23 protein-coding genes are annotated in these 25,648 nt (G+C 44.9%); 4 read left to right on the top strand and 19 right to left on the bottom strand.

The window, feature by feature from the left end:
• Positions 1-6 precede the first annotated feature (6 nt).
• From CRG97_RS06710 to CRG97_RS06670, 9 genes are all read right to left on the bottom strand, one after another.
• Complete coding sequence (locus CRG97_RS06710) at positions 7-924, bottom strand: LacI family DNA-binding transcriptional regulator (protein ID WP_098742337.1); 918 nt, start codon at positions 922-924, stop codon at positions 7-9.
• A 46-nt stretch (positions 925-970) separates the two neighbouring features.
• Positions 971-2,731 carry an alpha-glycosidase gene (locus tag CRG97_RS06705; RefSeq protein ID WP_098742336.1) on the bottom strand — a complete coding sequence of 587 codons (1,761 nt, stop codon included), beginning with the start codon at positions 2,729-2,731 and terminating at the stop codon, positions 971-973.
• A 35-nt stretch (positions 2,732-2,766) separates the two neighbouring features.
• On the bottom strand, positions 2,767-3,600 hold the full coding sequence (locus CRG97_RS06700) for a sugar ABC transporter permease (RefSeq protein ID WP_098742335.1): 834 nt from the start codon (positions 3,598-3,600) through the stop codon (positions 2,767-2,769).
• Positions 3,601-4,917 carry a sugar ABC transporter permease gene (locus tag CRG97_RS06695; protein WP_098742334.1) on the bottom strand — a complete coding sequence of 439 codons (1,317 nt, stop codon included), beginning with the start codon at positions 4,915-4,917 and terminating at the stop codon, positions 3,601-3,603.
• 36 nt (positions 4,918-4,953) lie between these two features.
• Positions 4,954-6,246 carry a sugar ABC transporter substrate-binding protein gene (locus tag CRG97_RS06690; protein ID WP_098742333.1) on the bottom strand — a complete coding sequence of 431 codons (1,293 nt, stop codon included), beginning with the start codon at positions 6,244-6,246 and terminating at the stop codon, positions 4,954-4,956.
• A 226-nt stretch (positions 6,247-6,472) separates the two neighbouring features.
• Positions 6,473-7,222 carry a CPBP family intramembrane glutamic endopeptidase gene (locus tag CRG97_RS06685; RefSeq protein WP_098742332.1) on the bottom strand — a complete coding sequence of 250 codons (750 nt, stop codon included), beginning with the start codon at positions 7,220-7,222 and terminating at the stop codon, positions 6,473-6,475.
• Entirely contained in the window at positions 7,203-7,757 is a 555-nt protein-coding gene (locus tag CRG97_RS06680) for a PadR family transcriptional regulator (RefSeq protein ID WP_237566321.1), read from the bottom strand. The genes CRG97_RS06685 and CRG97_RS06680 overlap by 20 nt, the downstream gene beginning before the upstream one ends.
• Before the next feature lie 231 nt (positions 7,758-7,988).
• Positions 7,989-10,202, bottom strand: coding sequence for an outer membrane protein assembly factor BamB family protein (locus CRG97_RS06675; protein WP_237566320.1), 2,214 nt, complete (start codon positions 10,200-10,202; stop codon positions 7,989-7,991).
• Between the two features lie 184 nt (positions 10,203-10,386).
• Positions 10,387-10,704, bottom strand: coding sequence for a hypothetical protein (locus CRG97_RS06670; protein WP_076322895.1), 318 nt, complete (start codon positions 10,702-10,704; stop codon positions 10,387-10,389).
• 487 nt (positions 10,705-11,191) lie between these two features.
• Between CRG97_RS06670 and CRG97_RS06665 the strand changes: the two genes are divergently transcribed.
• From CRG97_RS06665 to CRG97_RS06655, 3 genes are all read left to right on the top strand, one after another.
• A complete protein-coding gene (locus CRG97_RS06665) occupies positions 11,192-12,904 on the top strand; it encodes a DUF4127 family protein (RefSeq protein WP_098742330.1) in 1,713 nt (570 codons plus the stop codon).
• Positions 12,905-13,131: 227 nt separating this feature from the next.
• Entirely contained in the window at positions 13,132-13,473 is a 342-nt protein-coding gene (locus tag CRG97_RS06660; protein ID WP_098742329.1) for a sigma factor-like helix-turn-helix DNA-binding protein, read from the top strand.
• Entirely contained in the window at positions 13,425-13,658 is a 234-nt protein-coding gene (locus CRG97_RS06655) for a hypothetical protein (RefSeq protein WP_076322892.1), read from the top strand. The genes CRG97_RS06660 and CRG97_RS06655 overlap by 49 nt, the downstream gene beginning before the upstream one ends.
• A gap of 155 nt (positions 13,659-13,813) precedes the next feature.
• Here the strand turns inward: CRG97_RS06655 and CRG97_RS06650 are convergent, their stop codons facing one another.
• The 3 genes from CRG97_RS06650 to CRG97_RS06640 all read right to left on the bottom strand — a co-directional run bounded on the left by CRG97_RS06650 (position 13,814) and on the right by CRG97_RS06640 (position 17,081).
• Complete coding sequence (locus CRG97_RS06650; RefSeq protein ID WP_481856186.1) at positions 13,814-15,022, bottom strand: sensor histidine kinase; 1,209 nt, start codon at positions 15,020-15,022, stop codon at positions 13,814-13,816.
• Positions 15,023-15,052: 30 nt separating this feature from the next.
• Entirely contained in the window at positions 15,053-15,745 is a 693-nt protein-coding gene (locus CRG97_RS06645) for a response regulator transcription factor (RefSeq protein ID WP_076322890.1), read from the bottom strand.
• A gap of 151 nt (positions 15,746-15,896) precedes the next feature.
• Positions 15,897-17,081: an acyltransferase gene (locus tag CRG97_RS06640; protein WP_098742327.1), complete on the bottom strand. Its 1,185-nt coding sequence runs from the start codon at positions 17,079-17,081 to the stop codon at positions 15,897-15,899.
• Between the two features lie 525 nt (positions 17,082-17,606).
• Here CRG97_RS06640 and CRG97_RS06635 point away from each other — a divergent pair.
• Entirely contained in the window at positions 17,607-18,353 is a 747-nt protein-coding gene (locus tag CRG97_RS06635; RefSeq protein ID WP_098742326.1) for a class I SAM-dependent methyltransferase, read from the top strand.
• A gap of 212 nt (positions 18,354-18,565) precedes the next feature.
• Here the strand turns inward: CRG97_RS06635 and CRG97_RS06630 are convergent, their stop codons facing one another.
• From CRG97_RS06630 to CRG97_RS06600, 7 genes are all read right to left on the bottom strand, one after another.
• Complete coding sequence (locus tag CRG97_RS06630; protein ID WP_098742325.1) at positions 18,566-19,054, bottom strand: cation:proton antiporter regulatory subunit; 489 nt, start codon at positions 19,052-19,054, stop codon at positions 18,566-18,568.
• 82 nt (positions 19,055-19,136) lie between these two features.
• Positions 19,137-20,357, bottom strand: a complete 1,221-nt coding sequence (locus tag CRG97_RS06625) for a cation:proton antiporter (RefSeq protein WP_098742324.1) — start codon at positions 20,355-20,357, stop codon at positions 19,137-19,139.
• Between the two features lie 359 nt (positions 20,358-20,716).
• The gene (locus CRG97_RS06620; RefSeq protein ID WP_098742323.1) at positions 20,717-21,319 is read right to left on the bottom strand and encodes a response regulator transcription factor; all 603 of its coding nucleotides are present in this window, start codon (positions 21,317-21,319) and stop codon (positions 20,717-20,719) included.
• Entirely contained in the window at positions 21,316-22,449 is a 1,134-nt protein-coding gene (locus tag CRG97_RS06615; RefSeq protein ID WP_098742322.1) for a sensor histidine kinase, read from the bottom strand. Before CRG97_RS06615 ends, CRG97_RS06620 begins: the two co-directional genes overlap by 4 nt.
• Positions 22,450-22,541: 92 nt before the next feature.
• Entirely contained in the window at positions 22,542-23,618 is a 1,077-nt protein-coding gene (gene desA, locus CRG97_RS06610; protein ID WP_098742321.1) for a Delta(5) desaturase DesA, read from the bottom strand.
• A gap of 126 nt (positions 23,619-23,744) precedes the next feature.
• A complete protein-coding gene (locus CRG97_RS06605; RefSeq protein ID WP_098742320.1) occupies positions 23,745-24,743 on the bottom strand; it encodes a Gfo/Idh/MocA family protein in 999 nt (332 codons plus the stop codon).
• A gap of 50 nt (positions 24,744-24,793) precedes the next feature.
• On the bottom strand, positions 24,794-25,249 hold the full coding sequence (locus tag CRG97_RS06600) for an acyl-CoA thioesterase (protein ID WP_098742319.1): 456 nt from the start codon (positions 25,247-25,249) through the stop codon (positions 24,794-24,796).
• Positions 25,250-25,648 lie beyond the last annotated feature (399 nt).

Raw genomic sequence — 25,648 nt, 5'->3', positions numbered from 1 at the left:
AAATTATTAGGATTGGGTCGACAAGAAAAAGAATTTCTCCTTGTTTACATAATCCACATCCTGAATGTAACGATCCATCATGCGCACAACTCCTTTATAATCATTCAAATTGAACTTGATTTGATACATATCGTCTCTCAAGATCTCCGAACAATCGCAGGTGCATATGGCAACTATTTTTTTATGCGTTTTGAATACCTCGTTAGCTAAAAATTCGTTCACGACCATTCCCGGGCTGTCTGGAAATTGGGATAAGAACGTATTCATGTTACTAGCTGTGTTATCTGAGACATAAATCTGGTTTTCAGCTAAATTTGACTTTTGTTTAATAAACTCCATGAGTTCAACATTGTTATAGGAATCCATAATCAGAAATTGGGGGGATTCACCAAGTAAACGCTGAGATAATTGAAAGCTTTGCTCAAAATCTGGGAGGACTTTATGAAACAATGAGTTATCGATGTAACTGTCCATTACAAATACAGGAACTCCAAATCCAAAGTAATTGGATATCGTCGAGAATCTGTCTTGATCCACATTTATTAAGAACGCACCATCTAGATTTCTTTCCATAATAATCTTGTTGGATGGCGTCATGCTATCGATTTGCATAAAGAGGACATGGTAACCTAACTCGCTGCATAACTGCTCAAGCTTAAAAATGGCTTTCGCATATTTTAAATCAGACCATACATGCTGGTTTTCCTCTTTGAACAAAATGATGCCAATTAATCCGGTTTTCTTGATTTTTAAAGACTGGGCTGTTCGGTTTGTCACGTACTTAAGCTGTTGGGCAATTTTAAGAACTTTAACACGCGTTTCATCCGAAATGGATTGCGTCTTCACATTGTTTAAAATATAAGAAACTGTCGCGATCGATACATTTGCTTCTTTTGCTATATCTTTAATCGTTGTTTTTTTCATGGATAAACCGCCTTTACTTAAACGTTTAAGAGATTTAACCATATCCCTATTCTTTTGTCAAACGGGTGCCCTTGGCGGTATTTAATACGATCCATCCGAATGCAGGTAAACTTACGGTAATGGCATCCCCCTCCACTTCATATGTTCCGTTGCCTATCATTTGTTCGGGTGAAAATTCCTGATGAATTTTGAAATCAACTTGTTCCGATTGACTGCTGTTATTAAAACAAATGTAGATTCGTTCATTGTCATTCTTTCTTTGTACGACAAGTTGATTATTTTTGGCATACACAAAATGGAATGAGCCTTCTTGTATTACGCGATGTTTCTTTCGAATGGCAATCATATCCCGATAAAAATTAAAAAGCATGTGGTTTTGTTTATCCTTTTCCCAAATCATTGGTTTCCTGCAATCTGGGTCTGCTCCCCCTGTCATCCCTACTTCATCCCCATAGTAAATGCAGGGCGTTCCCAGGAGTATGAATTGAAACAGTACAGCCAGCTTTAATTTATTCTCGTCCTGTGAGACTGTGAGCAGTCTCGGCGTATCGTGGCTTCCCAGAACGTTAAAGGTGGCTTCGTTTACTTGCTGCGGGTAATTAGCCAAGAGCCAATTGATTTGATAGGAGAACTGTTCCGCATTCAGGGTATCCTTCGCAAAAAACTCGATAATCGCATCCGTTGCAGGATAGTTCATAACCGCGTCAAATTGGTCTCCTTCCAGCCACGGCATGGCATCGTGCCAAATCTCTCCCAGAATATATAAATCGGGCTTCAGCGCTTTTAATGTTTTTCGGAACTCTCTCCAAAAATCGTGGTCAACCTCATTTGCCACATCCAGTCTCCAACCATCAATATCACATTCGGTAACCCAATACTTAGCAACTTCTAACAAGTATTTTCGCACTTCAGGGTTAGACGTATTAAGCTTAGGCATATGTGATTCAAAGGCAAAACAATGATAAGATGGCCTTGGCTCACATGTAATCGGAAATTGCTTGATATGGAACCAATCGCGATATTTAGATTTCTCTCCGTTCTCGATTACATCCTGGAAGGGTGCAAAGTCATAACCGCTGTGATTAAACACCGCATCAAGGATGACACGAATACCGCGCTCATGACATGAATTCACCAGTTTTTTTAATAACTTAACATCTCCAAAATGGGGATCTACTTTTAAGTAATCTGTCGTATCGTATTTATGATTTGTTTTGGCTTCGAATATAGGGGTGAAGTAAATGGCATTAACACCTAGGGAACTGATGTAATCTAACTGATCTAACACACCTTGCAGATCTCCTCCATAATAATCTTGCGGACCCGGATTGCTGTCTTTCCAAGGACGCACAGATGCAGGATCATTGCTCGAATCACCGTTAGCAAACCTTTCAGGGAAAATTTGATAAAATACGGACTCCTTTACCCACGCTGGCGGTTTTAACACCTCATGCGGCCAAATAAACGGAAAATCGAAAAATGTTAAAGGGTGCTTCGGTTTTTCTTTACAGAAACCTTTCTCCGTGTACCAATATGTTTGATCCCCTGATATCAAGTGAAAGGCGTATCTGAGTCGTAAATGTGTAGGTTCGATTTCTACTTGCCAGTAATCGAATAATTCGTCACTTGCTATTTTATGAAGAGCCTTTTCGCATGCGGTATTATCCCAATCATACTTATCACCGTAGAAGGCTTGAACCTCTTCGAGGTCATCTTTTTTGGTCCGAATTCTGATATGAATGAGATTATCATCGTATGCATAGCAATAGGCATTCCTAGGTCGGTGATAGATCGCTTCTAATAACATGGTACTCTCCTTAGACATATGTGATTTGTAATCCCTTAACCTTTATCCGCACCCGCAGCGATCCCGTTAATCAAATATTTCTGGAAGTACATATACAGAATCGTAATTGGCAACGCAACGAGCACTGCACCGGCGGCAAATAAAGTAAAGCTGGAATTTGTCTCGTTCGCCACCATATTATATAACCCTTGTGCTAACGTCATTTTTTCCGATGATCTTAGAACAATTTGCGGCAAAATAAAATCCATGAAAGGCGTAATAAAACTATTCAGTGCAACGAATGTAATGGCCGGCAATGACAAAGGTAAAATAATTTTTAAAAATGAATCCTTATTACTGGCCCCATCCATAAAAGCAGCTTCTTCTAGACTTTTGGGAATCGTGTCAAAATGACCTTTCATCACCCATGTTCCCATTGAAATGGACCCGCCAGCATAAATCAGAATTAACCCTAGATGTGTATCTAGCAACCTCGTTTGTAACAGTAGAACAAATAGTGCCATGACGGATAAGAAGCCGGGAAACATTTGCAAGATTAATAACGTCATTAATCCTGTTTGTCTACCTTTAAATCGAAATCTAGAAAAGGCATAAGCCGTCGCAGCTACAAGTGAGGTGGATATCACCGCATTCGAAATGGCGATCTTTATTGTATTTTTGTACCACAGTCCAAAATCCGTGTTCCTTATAAGATCAACATAATGAGCAATCGTGGGATGATCAGGAAACATCTGACTCACCAATAAGGTATTGCCGGGATTAAGTGAAGTTCCAATAACCCAAATAATTGGATATATCGTGGTAATGAATAGCACAATGAAAATCATGTAGATGCCAATGACCAGCAAGTTGTCTTTTATTTTCGACATTTAGACCAAATCCTCTTCTTTATTTGACTTCATCCGCCTGTAATTCCATAAGGAGAAAAACGCAATGAAAACGAACATAATAATAGACACAGCAGAAGCCATATTAAATTGACTTTGGTTCAGTGTCATTTTAAAAATCCATGAGATCAGAATATCGGTGCTTCCTGCGTAGTAAAAGTCCGGATTTTCCGGTTTCCCATCCGTTAGTAAATAAATTAGATTGAAATTATTAAAATTAAAAGCGAATTGCATAATAAAAATAGGCGCGGTAGCCAATAAGACAAGAGGAAGAGTGATCTTAAAAAAGTTTTGAAATTTTGAGGCGCCGTCTACCTCTGCAGCTTCGTAAATGTCGCGCGGCATTGTCGTTAAGATCCCCGACATCAATGCCATGAGAAAAGGGGTTGAGAACCACAAATTCACCATAAGGATAGACACTTTCGCCATCGTCGGATCGGAGAGCCACGGTACTGGTGAGAAACCAAGCTTCACCACCAAATCGTTAATCGGACCGAATGAGCCGTTCAATAATACCCTAAAAACCAAAATCGATATGAATTGTGGAACCGCCCAAGGCAGGATAAAGATGGTTCTCCAAAACTTTTTGAATCGAATCCTTGGGTGATTCACCATCATTGCTAATAAAAGACCGCTCAGAAAAACGGTGCTCGTCGAAACTGTAGCCCATATCAAATTCCAGACGGATATTCCGAAGAAGGTAGTTCTCCATGATTCTTGTGCAAATAAATCATAGAACACGCTAAATCCGATCCAATCCACTAATGCCCGATCCGGAATATGTCCAGGAGCAGAATAATTGGTAAATGCGATCAACACATTAAATAGCAGAGGTATTAAGGTCACAAACAAGACAAAAAAAGCTGCGGGCAATAACAAAAGGTAGGGCAATTTACGAAATTTCATGGTTTTAATGGAATCTGTAAATCGTGGAGCACATCCTCCTTCGTCTCTAAGCGCTCCGTTTTTCCTAGCATCATAAATATTCATGAAATAAAAACCCAAATACAACAGAATGATTATGAATGTGATCAGACCATTGATTAATAGAAAAATAGAATGGTCACCCTGTACGACTTTCCCCTGAATAACCTTTGTAGGCACATCGCCTAATGTAATAAATCCCACTATGCCTTTATAGGCAACAGGATAATAGTTCCAGAAGAACAATTGGGCTAGGATCATATAAATCAAGCCCTTCAGATACTGCTTGTTGTACAGTTGGCCCAATCCAATAAAAACCGCAGACAAAATCATGCCTTTCGTCTGATGCTGACGAGAACTTTGGTTCAAATGCATATCTGAGACCGCCTTACTGAGATTTGGAGTATCATCCTACTTTTTCGTATTGATTGCTGTTTTGATTTGACTTACGGCTTTATTTAAAACTGTGCCCGGGTCTTGATTGTCATTCCAAATGGATGAGAGAGCAGCACTTGCAGGAACCCATACATTACCCATTTCGGGAATAGACGGCATTGGAATTGAATATTTCGCTTGCTCTAAGAAAGCCATTGTATTAGGGTCGTTCGTAAGAAGCGGATCGTCCATCAGATCTTTCCTGGGAGGCAATTGAGTTGTCATTTCAAAACGTTTCGTTAAACTTTGTTTCGTTGTCGCATAACTAGCAAACAATTTTGCAGCAACGGGATATTTCGTGTATGAGTTCACATATAAACCTCTAATACCTGAAAAACTTACTGGATGTTCACCATTAGGCAATAGAGGTAAAGGAGCTACGCCATAATCCATTTCCGTACTTGCCAAAGTTGAAATGAACCACGGTCCATTAATAATGGCAGCTGTTTTGCCTTCTTGGAAAAATCCAGTGATAATATTATCATTGAGGTCGTTTATATTTAGGGGCAATACTTTTTTAAAGGATTGTAAGAATCTTGCTCCTTCAATCGACTTATCATTATTAAGACCGATATCATTTATATCCGTCCCATGATTGCCAAATACATATCCTCCGTAACCGCCAAGGAATGAATAAGATAAATACAACTGACCTACATCCCACATAAAACCATATTTCTTATTTTTCGGATCGTTATAAGTTTCGGCGAACTTAATGATCTCCTCATAAGTCTTCGGGGCCTTCTCCATCAACTTCTTATTGTAAAAAAGCGCATAGGTGTCAATGGCTGTTGGAAACCCATACAGGACACCATCATAGCTAACGCCATCGATTGCAGAAGACATAAAATCATTTTTTTCAGAATCGGTAAACACATCATTTTGCAATACGAGTCCTGCCATAACAGCGTTTCCCAATTGATCATGTGGCGATGAGAAGACATCGGCACCAATTCCAGCGGGTCCATCTGTGGTAAGTTTCTTGACGGCATCTATCGCAGGAACCGGCTCTACCTTTACTTTTATTCCATATTCCTTTTCAAAATCATCTGCGACCGCTTTCATAAAGTCGAGTTCAGGACCTTTCGATTCCCATACAAGCAATTCAGCCCCGGCCTCCGGCTTCATCCCATCTTGTGGTTCGTTACCTGCTGCTTCATTCCCTTGTGATTGCTGGCTTGATGATTGTTTATCCGTTCCACATGCAGTGAGGAATGAAAGGCAGAACAACGTTAAAATGATTGTAGAAATCAACAAACGTTTTGACATGAATACTCCCCCTTTTCTAATCACTTAAACGTTTAAGTACATTTCACTGCTATAGTAACTTCTAATCCCTACCAAAGTCAATGTTAAATTCTTGCAAAATGTGCTTCGTGGGAAATTTTCTCCCAGCAGCAGTTCAAGTCAAAAAAACGGATGAACGTTAATTAACGTTTCATCCGTTTTTTTTATGACTTTTTATAGAACCGTATCCGTCTAAATACCCCTGCAATCACATTACAACTAATACCGGAGGTTTTCTCAAAGATAAAGACAGCCAGACACAATGGACGGCCAACACCAGTAGGATCAATAAATCATAACCGATAAAGGCATCACTATTGTCATTACCGACAAACTGGATAAAGTTGTGAAGGAAGTGGAATAGAATCAAAGGAATGATATTTTTGTTCTTCACCATCAGCAGAGCCAGTACAGCGCCTATAAGCAGAGCGTATACAATCTGTAAAATCGTTTGGATTGCATCCTGCCCTGATAAGACGTTCAGTACGTGCGTGACTGCGAACAGGATGCTGGAGGTGATGACCGCGGTCGTAATGCCTTTGGGCAGCAGTGTCTTCAGAATCAATCCCCGATAGATGCTCTCCTCCACAAAACCAACGAGCAGGGTAAAGAAGATAAAGAACAGGACCTCCGAAGCGCTAATATCGCGCATTCCTTTGAGCGAGATGACAATCAAAATAAGGAGCAAGGGAGAATAGTAGACCCAACCGTTGGCTGGAATACTGCTGAGCTTATGGAAACCGAGCGCATTCCACTTCTTTTTCCATGTAAAGTACACTATCAACACCAGCGCGATCGGGATAAATGAGATCAGCACAGGCGAAGTATAACTCAACTCTTTAATCGTGGCGTAAGCTCCGGCGGCAAATACGGCTAATAACAGCAGTACCTCGATAATGATAACAGTTAAAACCGGGCGGTTTTGTGAAAAAGAAACCCTAGTTTTCAGGTTTGACATGGTTCAGATCCTTCCTCTCCATAATATCCTTCAGCCATTGCCGTTCCATCTGAAAATGGTTCAATCCATACGCCAGAACCGATACCCGATAGTAATAATTCTCCGGATGTTCGATCTCGGCCAATTCTCCAGTCACGACGTTCTGCACCGCCTCAAGCATGTGAATTTCCTGATCCAGCTTAAATATGTACTCAGCCAATCGTTTTTGACGAAGGTCTTCATCCAAATAATCAAAAAAGAATATGCGGATCAGCTGCTCATTGCGCCCCGTCTGCATCGGTCCGGACAACCAGTCGAGAAAAGCCTTTTGACCGCTAGGCAGCAGTGTATATAGCTTCTTGTTCTTACTGTTATCCGTCTCGGTCAGCGTAACCATGTCCTTCTCTGCGAGTCTCTTGAGCGCAGGATAAAGACTTCCGTAACTCGCTTTGTAGAAAGTGCCCACAGTGCTGTCGATTGTTTTCTTAAGATCATAGCCGCTCATCGTTCCTTCCATCAGCATGCCGAGGAGAATGTATTCCAGCAAGGTAATCACCACTTTCCATATTATATATCTATTTGATATATCCGTTCGATATATTTATAATTACATTATTTTCAAATGGAGTCAAGGTAAATTTTAACAAGTTATTTCTTAAGTTCATCAAAAGTAAACCAAAAAACGCCCCCAGCATCTGTTACCACACCAGGGACGCTTATCGCTAATTCATCTTTTTTATTCCATGCGTTCAACACCTTTACCTCATCATCCATCGATAAAAACAGGCTATAGCAGCTCATCCAGACGAGCCTTTAATTCTTCCGCATCATAGCGAATGAACGCTCCATTCACTGTTCCGACCAACACCTCATGATCCGTCACGTTCAGCGCACCGTTTCTGGCATTTTGCTCTCGCAAATCCACGTTGCCGGTAATCACGTTATGCAATCTTCCCAAGCCTCTGCCATCTTCCTTGTTCAGCACCACAAGATCGCTTCCCAAGCTCAGAAGCAGGTACTGATCCAGTATTCCATAACTGCTGGCAACCAGATGGGACAGATCGTCATTGACTTTGGAAGTGGTGTCCACCTTCCATATTACGCTGCCGGTCTCTTTATCCACCGCTGCCGGCATGCCGTTCAAGGTAAGGTAGACTCGCTCTCCCTCGATGACGCCGCGGGCGGCCTTGCCTTTCACGGACCATAATTCCCGATCTTCCAGACGATCATACAACACGCTTTCGTAAGCGGTCGCCCCGCTGAAATACTCCCCATTCAGCGCACGCTGCACTAATAGATATCGCTCATTCAACACCTCGAAACGTTCCATCTCACGTGCTGGATACACGCCTTCGCGCTCGCCGGTTTCCGTATTGAGCAGAACCCACTCCTTGCCAAGCAGCATCCATCTTGTTGTCATATCCGCAGGAGATACCGGATCGTAGCGATAGCCACCGGTAAAATACGGATTTCGGGTCGGATCGTCCATTACCTTGTTCCCGAACTTGATATTCCATGCTGTTTTACCGGTTACAGGATCATACGCATCAAGGCGTCCGTTCTGTTCAATGAGCACATACGGGTCATTCGTACTTTGGTTTAACAAGCGGTATTCCCCGGACAACGTCTTTTTCCAACGCAACTTTCCGTTTTCCTGATCCAAAACGCTCAGTACGCTTTTGGTCTGGTTCAGATCGAGCGGTTCATCCAGAACTACCGTGTCTTGCGCAGCCGTCATGGTAAGGCCAAACTCGTTCTTCGGCTTAACCTCCCATAACACTTTTCCATCGGATAACCGGATATGCCGCACCCTGGCTTGGTACTTTTTAATGACGGGATCATAAGCCGAGAACATCGTGACATGCTCCTGCTCCTTATCCGTAACAGCCGTATACCAGCCAAATCCCGCATCCTCCTGCCACAGCTTCTTGCCGGTACGACGATCTATTGCATACAAGGATGAATTATCATGCATCCCGCTGTATCCGCCATCATCCCCCTTGAGGAGCAGGACGTCCTCGTTTGCCTCAAGCAGGAAGGTGAAATTCAGATTGCCCTGATTTCGCCAGTCTGGCTCAGCTTCGATCGTCTTCAGCGGCGGTATAACGGAAAAGTTGGAACGAGCAGGAGTCACCCATTCACTAGCCGTCAGCTTTCCGGACGGTGAGAAGGTGGCTGTAAAAAACACATCCCGCAGCTCATATCTCCAGGTCTCACCGAGGATCATCGGTTTATTAGAGTCATACTCCTGATTCCGTGATGTCTCCCTCACCTGCGGCTCACCGAGCAGCTTTTTCACATAAGCGGAAGTCGTTCCTTTTTTGAAGAGGAATTCCGTCAAGCTGCGCACCACGTCCGTTGATACTTCGGAATTCCCATCGAGAAGGTCGTCAGGCATCGTCTTCTTGCTTATTATGTCTTTCCCCTGTACCCACATCATTACAGGAAGATAGCCCTGGTTATCCTCCATCCAGATAGAAGGACTCAGGAGCACACCGTACCAGTCCTTCCACTGCGCTACGGCAGTGAGTGACGTTCCGCTTGCGGCTACCGGCCATTTAAGCCCGCTTCCGGGGGCAAGAAATAGACTGCCACTACTGCGCATTTGAAGCGAGACCGGCGAAATCTCTTTACTTTGTGCTGCTTCCTTGGTCAAATACCATGTCGGGAGCCACAATTTCCCCCATATCTCGGATTCGATAAATGCCATATCACCCTTCACAGAGCTAATCCGGAAGGGTTCTCCCTTCGTGCCATAATAACTTATCTTAAGATCTGCAAGATGGCTGTTCTTGGTAAGTTCATTAGGGAACAGAGCAGTCTTCTGCTGAATCGTAACATGCTGACCGGATTTAAAGCCTCCAGCAGTTTCGGCGACTACGATACGAGCGCTCACCTGTGTACCCTGAGCCGGTTGCCCAACAAGTGAAATACAGACAGCTGCCGTTATTCCGATAATTAGTCGCTTTCGAATCGGTACACGTAAACTCACAGAAACCATCCTCTCCCTTACAAGCATATATCATGTAAACGCTATTATAAGACAATAGGTTCCAAAATCAAAACAAAAAGCTCCCTTCCAGGAAAGGAGCCCATCCTAATTCTCTTATTGCCGTCTACATTCACGAGAAGATCTCGTTAAAATGATTTCTGCAGCCATTTCACAATTAGCCGTCTTCCCTACATTATCGTACCTCCATACGCCAACTCGCTTCGGATAGGGTATGGCCCGGCGTTTGCCTGCCTGTCATTTTTCTGGTGCGATTCGTCACCCCGTCTGATATTTCCCCCCATAATTGCTCGAGAAAGGATGCTGGTGCCATCGATGAGTTTCTATTGGCTGCTGCCGCCCCTCCAATGGTTCGATTCTCAATCCGGGTATCTTCACCAGAAATCTTGAACTCTGCGCACCCCGATAGTAGCAAGACACCAACCAATACTATGATTGCTGGCCATACCATAGTAAGCCTAATGTTCCGTTTCGCATGATGTATGGATCCCATCCCGACTGCCTCCTTATGTACTCTCTGAAGGAAAGTATAAGGAACATATCTTACCATTCCATGGTCCAATTTCTTAACGAATACTTAAATAAAGCTGAAAATTTACCTTCGGATGCCTCAGTGCAGCGAAAACTGTAATATTCCTCCTTTTGATCATACGCGGTTAAATAAGCATAGGCTCACATATAAGCAGCGTTAACCCGAGCACGCCGTTAAAGCAGGCAACGACCGGATTAATGAGTCGATGATTTTGTCGAAGTAGGCCAGGAACTGACTCGCGCTGTACGTTTCGGCGACAATGATCACGCCGTTCAAAAAGATGATGCCAATAATAATAGATTGAAAAAAATATCGGTGCTCCACCAATCGCTTGAACGGTTTGGAAGATTGGATTGAAAAAAATAATTGATTTGTGGTTGTAAACGGAATGGAAAATTTACCTATATATATGAAGGCCTATCAAACCATATATAAGGAGAGTTGACCAATGAAAAATGTATTGTATGTACCCTTGGATGATCGCCCGGTAAACCTTGATGATGTAATCAAATTGGGACAAGCTTCGGGCTTGAACCTGATAACTCCTACTGCTGCAGATATTCGTAACCGAATCGATTCGGTCGCAGAAGCTTCTGGCAGCCAACTTATAGGCACCTCCGCACCTACTTTTGGTAAACCGGAGGATATTCGTCAGTTCATATTGAGTCATGCCTCTTCCGTCCAGGGGTTTATTATTTCTATCGATATGCTCGTTTATGGGGGGTTAATCGGTAGTAGACGTTTGCGAACAAGCGCAGGAGGGACGTATCCCCATTATGATTCAGGGACAACAGACTTGCTTGACCTAATCCGCGAGATTAAACAGCATTATCCCAGCAAGCCAATCTATGTGTTTGATACCATTTTGCGACTCGCTACGACCACTTATGTGGAGGGACTCTCTTATAATGCGTACACCGAGTCTCGCAGTTTCATGGGTATAGCTCGCAAAAAATATACAGACTTCAGCGATATTTTGAACGGTTATAATGTATCCAGTGATGGCACCGAGCTGGGCGATACCGTCCAATTCAATAAAACCCATTACTACAACACAAGGCAACATAAGTTTAAAACCAATCATTATGTATTGGACAGGCTGGTACGTCAGGGCTATATTGATTTCCTGGCCGTTGGAGTGGACGATGCGAAAATAGAAGGTGTGCAAATCAATGAAATTAAATTTGTGGAGAACTACATCGATCGTTATCTCGGCGGTTGCGAGGGGCAAAATCCGAATCGTGCCATTATATTGCCTGATGCAGATGGCTTGGGTCATTCTCTGGTAGCACGGATGGCTAATCAATTGCATCGAGAAGGCAGCAAAACGCAAATTTCGGTGCAATATTACGGTCCTCATGGATCCACGATCATCAACAACTATGAATACATGACTGTACATCAGAATATTCTTCGTCATATTGATATTGTTGGCGGCCAATATGTCACTTGCACACCAAACATTGAAATTCTGGCAATCACAGACGAAACACAGGTGTCCAGTGCCGTAAGCCGTATCCATGCCAATGGAACAAACTTCGTAGCAACTGTGGTTATGGATTTCACCGGGAAAGGCTCTGCCAATCCAACGGTAACGGAAGCGCTGCTAGACAGCCAGTATACGGGACGCCTATTAGGTTATAGTGCATGGAACACTGCCGGGAACCTTATGGGCATCTCGCTTGGCATGGGGCAAGCGAGATACGCTTATTTGGTATCAGAGACCTCTGCCTCCGAGTTGAATACGGCCGTTAACGCTCATGGGTCACTACTCTTTAAACGATTTTTGAAGGATTACTATTATAAGAGGCTTGCTGTCGTCGATGTCCGAAGCTATTCCAGAACTCCAAGCAATATCCGATACGATAATCTTCAAGCCTCGTTCGCTGATCAAAACATGCGTCTCTTTAACACAGAATCAGCTTACCAGCAAGTGTTCACGATCCTCCGAGATCAAATGCAGATCCACCAAACAACGCTGGCCGGAAGGGACGCTTTCCTGATTGGCACCTCCGCTCCGACATGCAATGTCAAACAAATAAAGGGGTGTTCGTGGACATTGGCAGAATACAGCAGTGCTTCGCTGGTTTATGACAATCCTGATTTCATCTGGTGGCGCGCCTTTGAGATCACGCTCAATCCTAAGGTCACACTCCAATAACATGAGAATGAAAAAGGACAGCTCGGTCTTTATCGGAGCTGTCCTTTTTCTTTTGTCCTTTTTATGAGTGGATTCAATAGTTCAACTTATAGAGTACCATTTCACAATAGATGTAAAAAATGGTATAATAAAATAAGAACAAACGTTCTTATTTTTGTGGTTCGTTAACTTCTCTTTTTCCCCTAAATGATGAATACGATTATAGACAGGCATAGGAGGGATGCGTTATGAAGAAGCATATAACAGCATACGAACGCTATAAAACAGAAATTTATCGAATTGGTTGGAGAATACAATATCAGGCTAAAAAGCTTAGAAAACGAGAAACGCCGTACCCTGATTTTAGTACCGTGCAGACAGGCTCATTTCATGCAAGATCCGATGACCGCATTTGGATTGGTCAATTACTGGATTCATTGCCCCCGCAAGGGAGAACCATTATATATAAACTCTTCATAGAAGACCTCACTGAAGCGGAAGTAGCCAAGCAGCTCCATATCTCTCAACAGGCGGTGAACCGATGGAAAAGAAAAATGATCCAAAAGTTATTTCAGATCGCGAATTCATGACTTTGCTGCAAGCTGCAAAGCAGAATGATGATCAAGCCATTCTGCAACTCATTGATTTATACAAAGACGATATATTGAGAATTAGTCAATATATCTATATGCCTCAAGAGGATGCCATATCAACGATTGTCCTGGAGTTTATGGAAGTGATTCGAGAGAACAATGATACCTATGAGACAGAGTAGGCTTTGCAATTTCAATTATGGCCTCGATTTTAGTGGGTTTAATCCCCAGAATTTTTTTCTTTCCAGTATACGACAAACCCAGTACCGGCAAGTACTGGGTTGTGTTTTACAGTGCAAAAAAAGATATAGTACATACAGGCAAGTTGAACCATCCGTTATATGACTTTAGGAAACCGCGTATCAAAGGTCGTCCTTTGCCGATCGCTCCGCACCCGGATTTCACCGCCTTGGATCTCCACAATGCTCTTCGTAATCGCCAGACCCAAACCAGTCCCCCCTGTCTGCTTCGAACGTGAGGTCTCCACACGATAGAAGCGGTCAAAGATGAAGGGCAAATCCCGCTCAGGAATCGGATCTCCATAGTTGGTGAAGCTAATGCTCACCTGATTGCCATCGCTGCGGACGGCGATGTCGATCCTTTTGCCCGAATCCCCGTAACGGATCGCATTGGTTATCAAATTCTCGTAAGCTCGGACGAGCTGGGCGCCATCTGCCCGAATAATGAGGCCTTCCTCTGCCGCAAGCTTGCATTCCATCCCGGATTTCTCCAGGGCAGGAACGAATTCCTCGATCAGCTGTCTAATGAACTGAGCCATATCGATCTTCTGGATATCCAGCGGAAGCCCGTTATTAATCCGTGTGTATTCGAACAAATCATCAATCAGCTTCTTTAGATTTTGCGCTTTCTCATAAGCGATATTCACGTAATATCGCAGCTCCACTTCATCCTGGTACCGGTCTTCCTCGATAACCTCCAGAAATCCCAATATCGATGTAAGCGGCGTCCGCAAGTCATGGGAAACGCCCGTAATCAGATCATTCTTTGTTTTCTCCGCGTTACGCTCCTCCAGAATGGATTGGTGAAGCTGCCTGCTCATTTGGTTGATGCTCTCCGCCACCTCACCCAGCTGGCTGCCTGACTGCACCGGAATGTCGGTGTCGAAATTCCCCTTGGCAATCTCGCGAAGCCCGTTCCTGATTTCCTCCAGATAAACGTTCAGCTGTTCGGTCATGCGGTTTATGCTGGAAGCGACGACGCCTAATTCATCTTGGGATTTGATCTCGATTCTGGAATCGAATCGTCCAGCCGTGATGTCCTGAAGACCGGTCTGTATTTTCTGCAGATCAAGGACAAACCACTTCGTGCTCATATAATAGCTGGCAAAAAAGAGAATGATGCCCGTAACCAGCATAACCGGATCCGAGCCAATGTGGTTAATGATCCAGACGAGCGGCGGCTTGATTGCCGGAATCGAGAGTATCAGCGTACTTAACGCATAGAGTATGATAAGCAGGGCTGCCGTGATGCCGATGCTGCTAAGCAGCATAAGCAGCATCTTCAGGCGGATGCTATGAAGCTTCATTACTTTCAAGTTAGTCACCTCTGCTTAAGTTTACTCTATTTTGTAACCAATCCCCCACACCGTCTTAATATATTCCGGCTGCTGCGGATCCTTCTCGATCTTCTCGCGCAGCTTACGAATATGTACCATGACCGTATTTTTCGATTCCATGAACGGTTCGTTCCACACCTCGGTATAAATCTTGTCCATGCTAAGCACGAGTCCGCGATTGATGGCCAGCATATGCAGCAGGGCAAATTCGCGCGGTGTCAGCTTAATCTCAACGCCTGCCACCGTTACTCGGTGGGAAGCCACATTCATAATCAGCTCATCGATCTGGATTTCGTTCTCATCCCTCACCGATTTACTGTTCAGCTGTTTGTATCGGCGAAGCTGTGACTTGATTCTTGCGATCAATTCCAGCGGGCTGAACGGCTTGGTCACATAATCATCCGCGCCGATGCTGAGCCCGGCGATCTTGTCAATCTCCTGACTCTTGGCGGACAGCATGATGATCGGCGTGTTGTTCTCCTCCCGAATTCTCATACATGCCTCAATGCCATCCATCTGCGGCATCATGACATCAAGGATGATTAAATCCACTTTATGGGTTCTTAGAATCTCCAGCGCTTCCAGGCCGTGAGATGCGGTGAGCAGCGTGTAGCCCTCATTTCTGACGTAAATCTCCATCAATTTCAAAATTTCGGTTTCATCATCAACCATTAATATCGTAACTCCAGACATGGCTCCTCCTTGTTCCGAATGCGGCCGTCAGCACAACACCGCTACGTCGTCTTTCTTTATGGATGTCAGACCGCGTAGTCCGGTAGTTGATGTCTCTTCTCCGTAGCCATGCCCTCGTCTTCGGATGCGTCCTGGTTTGCGATGAAACCGACTACGAACCGGAAAGCGGCACAGACGGCGAATCGACTGGCTTAACCGATTTCTTCGCCTTCGGAATATTACCGAATATCACCCATGAGCCCGGTATATATCGAACCGTCAATTCCACAACGATCCATGAACAACCTAGCGCTGCCGCAAAACCTCCCCCATACCACAGATGGGTCAGCATTGAGCTCCCCGTGGTTAGCGGAAACTCCCGGTAGACGAGCAGAAAGAATGGATGAATGAGATATATCCCGAAGGATACAGCCCCCAGTCTCTCCAGCGCTTGTGTCCATCCGCGCACCCCTGCCCGATAGAACAGAATGGCAAACTGAAGCAGGACAAGCGCCCCAAAATAAGTATGCATATTCCAAAGCAGCTCATACAGCGTTGAATTATATCCGGTTCCGTGAAGACGGTTGTTGTAATAAATGTACACATGGCCGAGACCGGCAGCTGCCCATGCGATCCATAGCACCACCCAGGCGGCGATGCGGTATGGTCGTGCGTTCACGCGGCTAATGATAAGCCAGGCCTTCAGTTTCGGGTAATAGATGCCGATAAAAGCCCCCAGCATGAAATAGGCAATGTAGGACAATGCCCAGCTTCCTTTATTCGGTACCTGCCAATAGTACTTATTCATTAGTATAAACGTCCACTGGATCACCAGTCCAATCGGTATCGCCCATTTCGCAAGCTGGGGCACCTTCTTGAACAGCCACAACACAAGCGGAAACAGCACATAAAACTGAATGCTAATAAATACGAAATATAGATGCGTATACGCTTTGCCCGTCAACAGCTTTTGAACAAAGCTCTCCATCGTCTCGCCAAACGGCCTGCCCTGATAATATAAATAGTGCAGCAGCGCGAAGTAGAACACGGAGAACAGCGTATATGGAATGATAATATACAGCAGTCTTTTCTTGTAAAATCCACCGATCAGCTTCTTCGTCGTAGGACGGTCATAGTAATTATAGAAGAGTACCAGACTGCTCAAAAATATAAATGTCGGCGTTCCGTATTTCATGAAGATGTTCATGAAATTGTACATAAAAAAGTATTTGGAGTCTGTCATCGCAGATACGGCATACGATGTGGAGTGAACGGACAGCACGCCGAGGATGGCGAATGCGCGTACCAATTGCAGCTCGGGAAGACGTTCCCTTGATAAAGCGTTTATTTTGTTCATGTCAGTGCCCTCTCATCTCAAAATCCGATTATTCTCGTTTCTTGCCGAAACGGATTCATCAAGTATAGTAGACATTTCTTAACGCCATACTTCCAAATTCTTAACATTTGCTTAAGATTATGGTCCTTCCTCCTAATAAAATTCTCCTTGATCATGAAGAATCCTTGGACTTACAATAAGAAAAACGTCTATCGACGTACTTTCTCAGTAGACAGACCGCATATAGCGGAAGTTTTTCTTGCGAGATAAGGATGGTAAGCCTCTGAAGCTTATACTTTCTTATCTCTTAAAAATAATCTTTCAGAATTGGGGTGAATTGGATGTTGCTCTTGATCCGTATCATTCGAAGTAGTTAGGCTCGAGTTCATAGAGGACCGGGCCATGCCAAAGTTATAACCCATAGCCATAGAGCTGCATTTTGCTTTCTATCGTAAATCAGCGTGCCGGACACAAGGGTTCGAACGAATGAGGGTCAATCGGTTTACAGCATCCCATTTTATCTCATATGGAAGGAACACAATATAAATGAATTCACAGGAATACAAGCAGTTTTATGATATCGTAGGGGCCTTAAACGGCTGGGACTTCAGCCAGGTCAGATGTATCTCGGAAGGTGTGAAGTGGGATTTTTACGATCAGGTCGGCACATTATGCAAACCATCCGACGTTGTGCTCGATATCGGAACGGGCGGCGGAGAAAGCTTGTTCTCCATCGCCGACAAAGCAGCCTTGCTGGTTGGAATCGATCTTTCACATGCGATGATAGAGACAGCCCGGCGGAATAAACGGAACGTATCGGCTTCCAATGTACGCTTGATGCAGATGGATGCAGAGGCGCTTCAATTCCCGTTGGCGTTTTTCAATTTGATCTCATGCAGACACTCCCCTTTTCGTGCATCAGAGGTGGCAAGAGTACTAGAAGAGGATGGCGTGTTTTTGACGCAGCAGGTTCGCGAATGTGATAAAGCCAATCTGGCTCAAGCCTTTGACAGAGGACAATCCTCCCGTGAAGACGGTGCCTTAAAGGATCAATATATGAAGGAACTTCGGCTTGCCGGGTTCCGCGATATCCAATATGCCGAATACGATGCAATTGAGCACTATGAGCGTGAAGAGGATCTTATCTTTCTGCTCAAGCACACGCCCATCATCCCCGGGTTTGGACAGGAGGAATCGGATTTTCGCATCCTGCAGCAGTTCATCAGAGACCATCGCACAGATCGTGGAATTCGGACGAATTCCGCACGGTTTATGATAGTGGCCCGGAAATAACCGGCCCCTCTGGAATTCCATAACCCGCAGCATCCCGCTGTTAAACAGAAAAAGCGCACAAGGGACAAAGCCCTTGGCGCTTTTTTTATGCAAAACAGATTCGTATATTATCCCTTGGATGAATAGGTTGCCCATCGCATAAAAAAGCAAGCCCCCACAAGAAGGAGCTTGCTTTCGGTATGGTTTATCATCGTATCAACCAAGGAGCGCTATTAACCGTTGACCAGCAGTTCTTTCAGCTGCTTGATCTGCTTGCGCTCGCCCGCAAGAACCAGCGTCGATCCCGCTGTCAGGATGTCGTCCGGACCGGGATTGATTTTCTGTTCGTTCCGCTTTACGATCGCCAGTACATTTGCACCTGTTCTTTGGCGAACTCCAAGCTCAGCAATGGACTTATCCACGCATTTATAATGCGGCTCGATGCGTGCCCACTCGATGATCAGGTCTTCGAGTGTCACCTCGATCGTCTCGAGCGCTTTCGGCTTATACGTCATGCCGCCGATGATGCCGGCAATTTGTCTAGCCTCATCATCCTCTAATGTAATCTGGGAGATGGTCTCCTCAGGATCGTCATCTTCAAAATGATACAGCTCTCTACGGCCATCGTCATGAATAACAATAACCAGCTTATCCCCTGATCTCGCCTGAATAAGGAACTTCTTCCCGATACCCGGCAGATCAGATTCGCGAATAATACTCATGTGAAAATCCTCCGTTCTGGGGTTAATTCAATCTCTAGATTATATAGATTAGTTGGAAGAAAGTAAATCATCTTGGGGATCCCTATGCTTTCCTTTTTTTCACTTTCTCCACTGGATCGCTCCATTTGAATATTTTATTCACGCCACGGTACACGCGTTTCGATTCCTTGGCCAGAAGAGGCCCGAGAATCGCGAGAATCAGAACATAGAGCGCCGAGAATGGTTTCAGCACGGCGGACAGTCCGCCAGCGAGTCCCAGATTCGCAACAATGATCGTGAACTCCCCGCGCGCCATAATAGTCAATCCGATGTTAAGCGACGACTTATGCGATAGTCCGGCCTTGCGTCCCGCGATCATGCCTGCTACAAGGTTACCAATAATGGTCAGTCCCACGGCACCGAGTGCCAGCCATAACGCATTCCCCAGCGTGGTCGGGTCGATACCGAGACCGAAACTGAAGAAGAAGATCGCTCCAAAGAAATCACGGAAAGGAATAACCAACTGCTCGATCCGTTCGCTATGATCTGTCTCGGATAAGGCTAGTCCGAACAGCAGCGCGCCAATCGCTTCGGCTACGTGCAGCGTCTCTGAAAATCCAGCAATAAAGAACATCGACGAGAAAACAACGATAATGAAAATTTCGCTGGACGTAATATTCAGCAATTTGTTAAGTATAGGTGGACCTTTTCTCGCAATAACAAAGAACAACAGCATATAACCTATGGATATACCCACGGAGATAATCGTTGCCCCTACCGATGTGGCCCCGCCTAACAGCAGTCCCGACATAATCGATAAGAACACGGCAAGGAATATATCATCGAACAAAATCATGCCAAGAATAAGCTCCGTCTCCGCATTACCGGTTCGCCGCAGATCAACCAGCACTTTCGCCACAATCGCAGTAGATGAAACGGACAACATCCCTGCAATGATTAACGTCTCATACAGCGGCATGTTGATCACAAATCCGTAAGCCAGGCCCAGGGCAAAGTTTAGTATGACATATATGGTTCCGCCTACCACAATGTTTCGTCCGGACTTGATTAATTTTTGAACAGAGAATTCTAGACCTAGGTAAAAGAGCAGGAATAAAATACCGATCTGTCCCAGAAAATCGATGATTCCCTGGCTCTCAATAAACTTAAAGTCAAGAATTCCTATCGTTGGTGCATGCGGACCTACAAGCATCCCGAGTACAATCAAGAACGGTATAATCGAGAACTTGAGCTTTCCTGCAATTATGGAGGCTATAGCAACCAGGATCAGAGCAGTTCCAACCTCAAACATCATATGGTCCATAGAAGACCTCCTCCTCCTCAAATTTGACTTCTGGCAATCATTACTATTATACATAAAAATGCATACATTTACAAAGCAACAGCAATATTCTTGCTTGATAGCCCAATAGATACTAAATTATTTACATAAAGTACAGGCTTAATTTTATTAGTGATTTTATCATTTCCAAAAAATATAAATTATATCCAAATACTTTACCACACAAAAGATTATGAATATTTATGCACAAAAACGAATACTATATCAGGTAAAAAAATACATATATCGCGAACTTTTCGAGCCTATCTCCTTTCTCTTTATCCACACGAAAAAGAAGCCCGGTGGCTGCAACCACGGGGCTTCTGGCTATATTTATTTGATTATTTAAACCAACCTTTTTCTTTAAAACGCGTGATCGCTTCGATCCGGTTGCTGACGCCGAGCTTATCAAGAATAACGGAAATATAATTCCGTACAGTACCCGTCGTAATGAACAGCTGATTGGCAATTTCCTTCGTATTCTTACCGTCCGCAATCAGGCCCAGCACTTCCTTTTCCCGCTCCGTCAGCGGATTCTCTTCACCGGAATACGCTTCATCCACAAGCTCCGAGGCGTATATTCGTCTGCCTGCCATAATGCTCCGAATGGACGCAGCCAGTTCCTCGCTCGGGCTGTCCTTAAGGAGGTAGGCGTTGGCGCCGGCCTTCACGGCACGCTCGAAATACCCCGGCCGGGCAAAGGTCGTCAAGATCATTACCTTGCAGCCATAGCCCTTAAGCTCTTCGGCAGCCTCAAGTCCGTTCATCATCGGCATCTCAATATCCATGATACAGATATCCGGTTTATGAAGTTTGACAAGCTGTACGGCATCCTTCCCATTACCTGCCGTCCCGACCACCTGCATATCTTCTTCCAAATCAAGCAGAGAGGCCAGGGCTCCAAGCAGCAACCGCTGATCTTCGGCAATGACAATTCGGATCATATTCCCGCCTCCTTATCCGGCATTCTAAGCACATTAGGTACACGAAGGACCAGCGTAGTTCCCTCGCCGGAAGTGAGCTCCATGCTTCCGTTTACGAATTCAAGCCGCTCTCTCATTCCCCGCAGTCCATTTCCGCGGTTTCTCGCATCGGTCACGAACCCTGTTCCATTGTCCTTCACCCTCGCAACCAGATCCGTTTCCGTGGATTCGATCACAATGGAACAAGCCGTGGCATTGCTATGTTTCACTATGTTATTCACGGCCTCTTTCAGGCACATGCTGATCACATTTTCATTCATTAACGACAGATTTTCCGGCTCCAGAGTTCCCTCAAAGGTTAATTCAATCTGGGCAGCCTTTAGAATTTGCTGAATACGGAAAATCTCGTCCGTAAGCCGGGTCCCCCGCATCTGCGTCACCATCTCGCGCACTTCCTTGAGTGCGGTTCTGGCTGTCTGGCGCACATCGTTGATCTCGGCCTGGGCTCTTTCCGTATCTTGCGTCATCAATTTACCGGCCAAATCGCTTTTGAGGCCAATGAGAGACAGCTTTTGTCCGAGCGTATCATGCAAATCGCGGGCAATCCGCTGACGTTCCTCCAGCTTCACCAGTTCCGAAATCCGTTTGTTGGCATCCTCCAGTTGACCCTGCAGCTGATCATTCTTATTCCGGTTATAGTTGGTCACGGGCAGCAGAATAACCCCTACTACACTGACTAGCATAAATGGCAGCTGTGTGATAAAGAACGGATTCCGCGTTAACAATCCATAATTGACCGTTATAATGGTCGTGACCAGATGGATCGAATACAGCGTGATAAACCCGGCCTTATTCTTGATGTTCCCGATGAAAAATGCGAGGAACAACGAGAAATAAACATACCCGAACACCACTGACATCGTAATCGATATCAGAATTTGCAGACTCGTCCAGAAGTAGACGAGCCAGCCTTTGGCCAGAAATGAAAGTACATAGAAGGCAAAGAACATCACAATCATCAGAGTGCCGAAGACGACCTGATAGGTAGAGGTCGACCGGAAGATGAAATAGAACGGAAGGATGTAGAAGACGACCCATACATAAGGGCTCAGCCCCGTACTTTTATGAAATATCTGATACCATTTCTGCATGGAGTCCCACCTTCTGTCGGTTCAAGCTTCGTCCTTATTTCTGCCTAACGCGTATTCTTATTTTCCTATTATAACCTCGTAGCCGCAAGGAATTACTCGCCCTGCACTCTGCGTCTGCTGCTCGCCAGGCTCTTCTCGGCTTTCGCCAATACCGATTCCTGCGGTTTACGGAGCGACTTCTTTGCTTCCCTAAACGTGACGAACACCTTTTTCTCTTCATCCCACAGACGGAAACGTATAGACTTCAAACTGGTCTTCAGTGTAATCGTTGTTGCCTTTTGCAGCGGAGGAGCGGCTTCATGCGCCTTCTCCAGGTTGTAATTAGGAACCTTCGGGCTAAGATGGTGAACGTGATGGAAGCCGATGTTACCCGTGATCCATTGTAGGACCTTCGGAAGTTTGTAATAAGAGCTGCCTTCTACGGCTGCATTGATATAACTCCACTCTTCATCATGCTCATAGTACGTTTCTTCGAATTGATGCTGTACATAGAACAACCAAATGCCAAGCATCCCTGATACCATGAATATAGGAGCTTGAACGAGCAGGAATGCCTGCCATCCAATCGCCCAGCACAGCAATGCATACAGCGCAACAATCGAAATATTGGTTATATAGTTACTGATCTTCTCCTTGCGTCTCGCACCTTTACGGTTAAAACGGTAGGTTATCAGAAAAATAGCAATAGGACCCAGTCCGAACATCACGATCGGATTGCGGTATACCCGGTAGTATAAACGCTGCCAAAAAGAAGCCGCTCCATACTCTTCAACGGTTAATACCCACATATCACCGATTCCCCGCTTATCGAGATTGCTGCTCGTCGCGTGATGAATCGCGTGCGTGTTCTTCCATTGCTCGTAAGGGCACAATGTAATTACGCCTGTAATCGTGCCGAGAATTTTGTTCGCCTTGCGGCTTTTGAAGAAAGATCCGTGACAGCAGTCATGGAATATGATAAACGTCCGGACAACAAACCCCGATGCAATAACCGCTATGGGAATGGTAAGCCAGTACGATACGGATAGGCTTAAATAAGCTGCATACCATAGCAATATCAAGGGAACCAGTGTATTGAAAAGCTGACCAATACTCGCCTTTGTGTCAATTTCCTCATAAGGGGCAACGTTCTTTTTTAAGCTGGATAGTTTGTTATCGGGTTTAGCCATAGTTGTCTTCCTCCTCGAAATGGCGCAAGGACGTAATACATGTATCACGCACTTGTCTAACTTAATTATAGTTAGAATGTCACGCGTGTCGTAGTCATAAACGTCATTTCGGGAGTATGACAAATATCATATATCGGTGCGGAAATCGGCCGGAAACCGCAGTCCTACCTGGCGTCTGGCTTCCTGCATGATTTCAGCCGTAATGAGTGAGTTGGCATGGGTATTGATTGCACTTTCCCTTTCGCCGCATTGGATTAAATCGATAAATTCCCGGGCTTCATAATACATCGATTCATGGGTCTGCAGCTGGGTGACGTTCTCAATCGTGCCGTCTCTGTAATGGATCTTCACATCGTAAGGCTGATTGATCTTGTCGATAATCATCGTGCCGTTCTCGCCCTGGATTTCGGCAGGGGCATAGGAATCACTGATCTTGGAGTGCATGATAACGGCATCCATCTCGGGATAGGACAACAACAGGCTGCCCTCGCCATCAACCCCGGAGGATAGCATATAACCGGAAGCTTTAACGGAGTCCGGTTTACCGAACAGGGTGACCATCGGGTACAGGCAATAAATTCCCAGATCCATGAGTGAACCGTTGGAATATTCGGGATTAAATGCATTGAGTACCGTCCCCTGCTTGTACGCATCATAACGGGAGGAGTATTGGCAATAGCTTGCAAAATAACGCCGAATCGGACCCAGCTTGTACAGGTTGTCCCTGACGGTCTTGAAATTCGGCATCAACGTCGACTTCAGGGCTTCCATTAACAGAACGTTGTTATTCTTCGCAGCTTCAATCATGGCGGACACTTCGACTGCGTTAGAAGCCATCGGCTTCTCGCAGAGAACATGCTTCCCGTGGTTCATGCATAATATCGCCTGATCTACGTGATAGGAATTCGGGCTCGCAATGTACACCGCGTCAATCTCGTCATCCTGCAGCATCGTCACAAGATCCGTGTACACTTTGGGATCCGCGTATTTGGCCGCAAAAGCCTTGCCCTTCTCTTCTGTACGAGAGTATACGGCAGTAAGAATAAATTCTTCTGTCTCCAGAGCAGCTTGGAGAAACCGCTCGGTAATCCAGTTTGTGCCGATAACGGCAAAACGGATGTTCATCCCTAATCCCTTCCCTTCTTATCTGATTATGATTGATCTTTCGCTTTTCGTTACATCCATCCTTCAAAAGTCGAAATTCGCTCGCGTGCCGAATCCGGAATCGGTGTGCTCTTGCCTGACGCGGTATCGATGAGGACAATGGTTCCGCGACCGGCCGCTTTTAAGGTGCCATCCACCACGATCGCATACTGGACGTCCATCGAGGAACGCCCGATCTCAGCCACCCGGACATGAAGCTTAAGCGGGTCCTTCAGATACATTTGAGCAAGATACTGGCATTCCAGATCCGCAACCACCGACACCTTTTTGTCGCTGAACAGATCCTCAGTCAATCCCAGGTTCTCGAAGTACTCAATGCGTCCTTGCTCAAAATACATGAAATAACTGACGTTATTGACATGACCCAGCATATCCGTTTCGCAATACCTTATCTTTATCGGAATTTCAAAGTGAAATGTGTCCAGCCAAGTCTTGGGATCCGGTTGTATGAAGGTTGTTTTTTTCATGATGAGTCCCCTTTCTCTTTATAGGAGGTTGTTCAAAAAGTCATCTTTTGATCACGAAGCAGTACAAGAAGCTTAATCGACATCGAATATTGAATTCTGCCGGGCCTTCCGGTGCTCACGTAGGTTTTGCCTACGCTCCGCTCCTCAGTCCCTAGCTTCATCCAACCTTCTCGGTGCTGAAAACCCGACTTTTTGAACACGCACTGTATGAGGCAAATGTATGTACAATTATAATCAGTCTTCTACAAGGATAATGAATACAAGTTGAGTCCGTCAACTAAATAACCAAATCATGGATAATCCGCCGAATTCGCCCGTAGAATAAGGCTTGAAATTTTGCTTATCCCATACGTTGTCTAAATGCAGCTGGCTATGAAAAAAGACCACCCACTCCGAAGT

Origin of the sequence: Paenibacillus sp. EZ-K15, from assembly GCF_002573715.1 — a bacterium.
In the GTDB taxonomy this organism is placed as follows: domain Bacteria; phylum Bacillota; class Bacilli; order Paenibacillales; family Paenibacillaceae; genus Paenibacillus_AQ.
Note: the sequence above shows the minus strand (reverse complement) of the source record. Positions and strands in the feature narration are given on the sequence as shown.